This window comes from Erythrobacter sp. CCH5-A1 (assembly GCF_001557115.1).
Lineage (GTDB): Bacteria > Pseudomonadota > Alphaproteobacteria > Sphingomonadales > Sphingomonadaceae > Erythrobacter.
Genome location: NZ_LSKQ01000317.1, coordinates 1 through 4087, shown reverse-complemented (window position 1 = coordinate 4087; position 4087 = coordinate 1). Strand labels below are relative to the sequence as shown.

The following is a 4087-nucleotide window of genomic DNA, read 5'->3' as shown; positions in this document are numbered from 1 at the left end:
TGGATTGTTCAAAAAGGTCGGTCACGGTCTGCTCCTGATGCTGAACCGCATCAGGCCTTCCCCCTTCCCTCTCGCCTCGGGTTTATGAGCCCGTGATCACTACGGGCTATGCGACAAGGGGTGCCCGGCAGCGACGAGGATTCGGGACCGGCACCATCCCGAAGATATCGGTTTGACTTCTACCGCCGAAAATGATCATAAAACACGAACTGGGTCGCAGAACTGCGATTCATCGAAAGGCAGACGCATGTCCTACACCGTGAACACACTGCGAAATATGACCAGATCCTGCGAAATGATGCGCGATCGGGTCAAAGCTGTGGTGTTCAAACCTGATGAACGCAAGGTCCTGGATATCACGTTTGGGCCTACGGCGGCAGCGGAATTGGTCGGAAGAACGCCTGAAGCGCTTGCCAAGGCAGAGAAGGAGGGACGTCTCGCGCCTCCGAAGCAGCTTAACAATGGCCGTCGCTATTACACGCTCGAAGACCTTACTCATATTCGCAAGGCGCTGAACATTCATCCGGGCAAGCTAGCCCATGAGAATGCGGTCGTAGTAGCCGTGCAGAATTTCAAGGGCGGCGTCGGCAAGAGTACGATTACCAAGCATTTCGCCGATTTTCTCGCACTGAACGGATATAGCGTTCTCGTGATCGACTGCGATCCGCAGGCGTCAACGACAACTATGTTCGACATCCAGCCCGAAGCACTTATCGATGAAGAGGAGACTTTAGGAAACTTCCTGTCGCCTCGCAGCACATTCGATGATTTCAGGAAGGCAATCCGAGAAACCGCTTGGCCTACAATCAAAATAGTGCCGTCAAGCCTTGGCCTGCAGGATGCAGAGTGGGACCTCACGGCAACGTTGACGGAGGGCGGACAAGCAGTGCGCGAGGGACTTCAGCGTCTCCGTATTGGCATCGACAGCATCATCAAGGACTTCGACGTCGTCTTGCTCGATCCTCCGCCGGCTATGGGGTTCCTGGGCCTCAATGTGATGGCCGCCGCAACAGGTATGCTTATCCCGGTTCCGGCAAGGCAGCTCGACTATCTTTCAACCATCCATTTCATGGACACCATCGCCGAGAATATCGAGATCCTCGAGGATCACGGAACGCCTGTTGATTACGGGTTCATTCGCGTCGTCTGCTCGGCCTACACCCCCAGCAAGCCAGGTGAAGCCGACATGTGGAAGATGATGAAGGCCACATATGCCAATTTCCTGCTGAATCAGCCGATCCTAGCTTCTGAGGAAATCAAGAATGCCACTCAAGCATTCCGGTCGATCTATGAAAGCAAGCCTTCAGCTGCGCACGCAACTTACCAGCGTTGCCGGGACAATCTCAACGCAGTCTTCGGAGAAGTTCTGAACGAAATACATGAGCAGTGGCCGTCGAAGAGCATTTCGAGACGGTCATCTGACACGGCAGGGAGTGTTGCAGCGTGAGCCGTCGTTCATTGATTGGCGAGGCCCTCGCCTCCCCTGCCCCTGACCAGCCTTCCGTCTCTGAAGCGAAGGACGCTGCAGGGGCAACCGCATCGCGCAATTTCACAACACGTCGGCTTGAAGGCTTCACGGAAGCAGCGCGGATGGTCAAGCGCCCGACCATCCGGCTCAAACCTGCAGAATGTTCGATCTGGCCGGGAAACGCCCGTGATTACGAACAGCTCACCGAACCCCGTTTGCGATCTCTGATTGAATCGATCCAAGCAGAAAACGGGAACCGCATCCCAGTAGTCGTGCGCCGGAAACAGCAAGGTGAGCTGCAGTACGAACTGATCATTGGCACAAGGCGCCACTGGGCCGTCGCGTGGCTCAACGCCAATCACTACCCGGATATCGAGCTCGTCGCGATTATCGAAGATCTCGATGACGAAGCTGCGTTCCGCCTTGCTGATATCGAGAACCGCGAGAGGGAAGATATCTCAGATTTAGAGCGCGGTTTGAACTACAAGGCAGCAGTCGATACTTATTACGATGGCCTTCAGGCCCGGCTTGCTGAACGCGTAAAGATCTCGAAATCTACGCTCGCCCGGTACATCGGCCTGACAGAGATCCCGCAAACAATCGTAAGCGCATTTGCGTCGCCAATGGAACTTCAGGTGCGGTACGGTGACAAGCTTCTTCCAGCCATACGCAACCCATCGCTGCGCCCTAGGATGGAGGAAGCAGCGAAGCAGATCGCTGCGGAGCAAAGTTTCCGGCAATCCGGAGACGAAGAGCCAATTTCTGGCCCTCAGGTTGTTGTCCGTCTGCTCAAGGCAGTTTCGGGCAGGCCTGGCCGTGCCCAGAAAGCCGTAATCGAAGCCGCAGGATCGTCCATTGGTGTCATCGAAAAGGATCGTGCACGAGGGCTCACGATAACGATCAACCCCACTGATTTGAGCGCTGACGAAATCCTCGATGCATTGCGCCCTCTGATTGAGAAGGCGAAGATTCTAAAAAGGCCTGCCCCATGAAGGAGGGTTTCGGACCCACCTATGGCCATGCCTTTACCACTCTGAAAATGTGGCTTTTATCGTTTTATTTCATATGTTTAGCACACTTGTCCCACATGTGGGACAGCGGCAGATTTACTAGGCGAAGAACGTGAGCGAGAAAGATCAGTCCTCCTCCGGTCGCCGGGTGCAGTTCGAGATGTTCTTCACGCTGCCTGATTTCAGCGACATCTCGCTGCGGGACTATCAGGAGACCATGCAGCGTCCTTTCTTCAGCCTTTCGAAGAAGAAGCGCCTGAAACCCATTGAGTACCTCAGTCCGGACAAGTCGGTCACCGTCCATGTATCAGCCAACCCAGCCTATGGGATGGCGACCATCTGGGATGCAGATATCATGATCTATCTGGCGTCTCACCTCAACGAATTGCGCGAGCGGGGTGACAACGACCTGTCGCCGACCATTCGTGTTCAACCTGGCGATCTTCTCAAGCGAATCTGCTGGGGTGTAAGCGGGCGCGCCTATGAGCGACTGATCGCAGCGCTTGATCGTCTTCAGGCCACGACGATCAAGACGAACATCCGAGCAAACTCCAAATCCCGCGAGACCACATTTTCGTGGATCGATAGCTATACTCATCTCGTTGATGAGCGAACCCAGCGTTCGCTTGGGATGGAAATCACGCTTTCCAAATGGTTCTTCGACGGGGTCATGGACAAGCGAAATGTCCTTGCGATTTCGCCTTTGTATTTCGAGATAACGAGCGGACTTGGGAAATGGCTCTACCGCGCAGCTCGCAAGCACGCTGGTGGCAATGGGCCAGAAGGTTTCACGATTGGCTTCGAAACTCTTCATCAGAAAAGCGGCAGCGAAAGCTCCCTACCCTCGTTCAAGAACAAGATTCTTGAATTGGCGCGAGCTAACAACCTACCGGATATCAGTCTGGAGGTCATTGGAGCGGAGACGCCGCGCCCAAAGCTAAAGATGGTGATGCGTCGCCATCTCGAAAAACTTTCTGAAAAAACCGAGGGCAGTGGCTCTGTCACCACGGAGAGCAGAGCCCAGCGCATTCAGCGCGCAACCCTCGAAAAGGCAGCCAAGGTCAGCCCTCCGCAGGAATTCGTTGATCCTGCCCTCGTGCGCAAGCTCCTTGCAACAACGAGCGCGAGCTTGCGCCCCGAACAGCAAGCCGATGCATCAGCGGCATTGGACAGCAATGCAAGCCAATCTCAGTCACGACGAAGGGGAGGGGGGGCGCAGGACACTCTTGACCCCGAAATCTATCAGGCCATCCGTGCTGAATGTCCTGGTTGGGATCTCGATGTGCTGATGCGGCAATTCGATTCCTTTTTGAACAGCAATCCGCATGAGTTGCCAAGGAACTACTCGAAACGGTTCTACGGCTTCATGAAAAAGCACCACGAGCGCAACAAGCATACGCTTCCGGGCTTTTGAAGATCGCGACCTTCTGCAGGACTTGGTAGCGGCGCCCGGCGCGCTGGTAGAGCTGCCGCTCGGCTTCAGGCCTGATTACGCTCTGCCGCAGGCATAGCGATCTATCGTAACAATAAGAACAGTCTCATCATGCACGGCAGCTAGAGTCTGTCCTGTTTAGACTGAATCGATGTGGGATTCCCAAGGGGTGCTGAT

The 4087-nt window shown here is 54.9% G+C and carries 3 protein-coding genes; all 3 read left to right on the top strand.

Features of this window, described 5'->3' with window-relative positions:
• Positions 1–247 precede the first annotated feature (247 nt).
• The 3 genes from AX708_RS19165 (at position 248) to AX708_RS19155 (ending at position 3892) form a co-directional block, all read left to right on the top strand.
• Positions 248–1447, top strand: coding sequence for an AAA family ATPase (locus AX708_RS19165; protein ID WP_058803372.1), 1200 nt, complete (start codon positions 248–250; stop codon positions 1445–1447).
• Positions 1444–2460, top strand: coding sequence for a ParB/RepB/Spo0J family partition protein (locus AX708_RS19160; protein ID WP_058803371.1), 1017 nt, complete (start codon positions 1444–1446; stop codon positions 2458–2460). The genes AX708_RS19165 and AX708_RS19160 overlap by 4 nt, the downstream gene beginning before the upstream one ends.
• A 178-nt stretch (positions 2461–2638) precedes the next feature.
• A complete protein-coding gene (locus tag AX708_RS19155; protein WP_082745399.1) occupies positions 2639–3892 on the top strand; it encodes a replication initiator protein A in 1254 nt (417 codons plus the stop codon).
• Positions 3893–4087 lie beyond the last annotated feature (195 nt).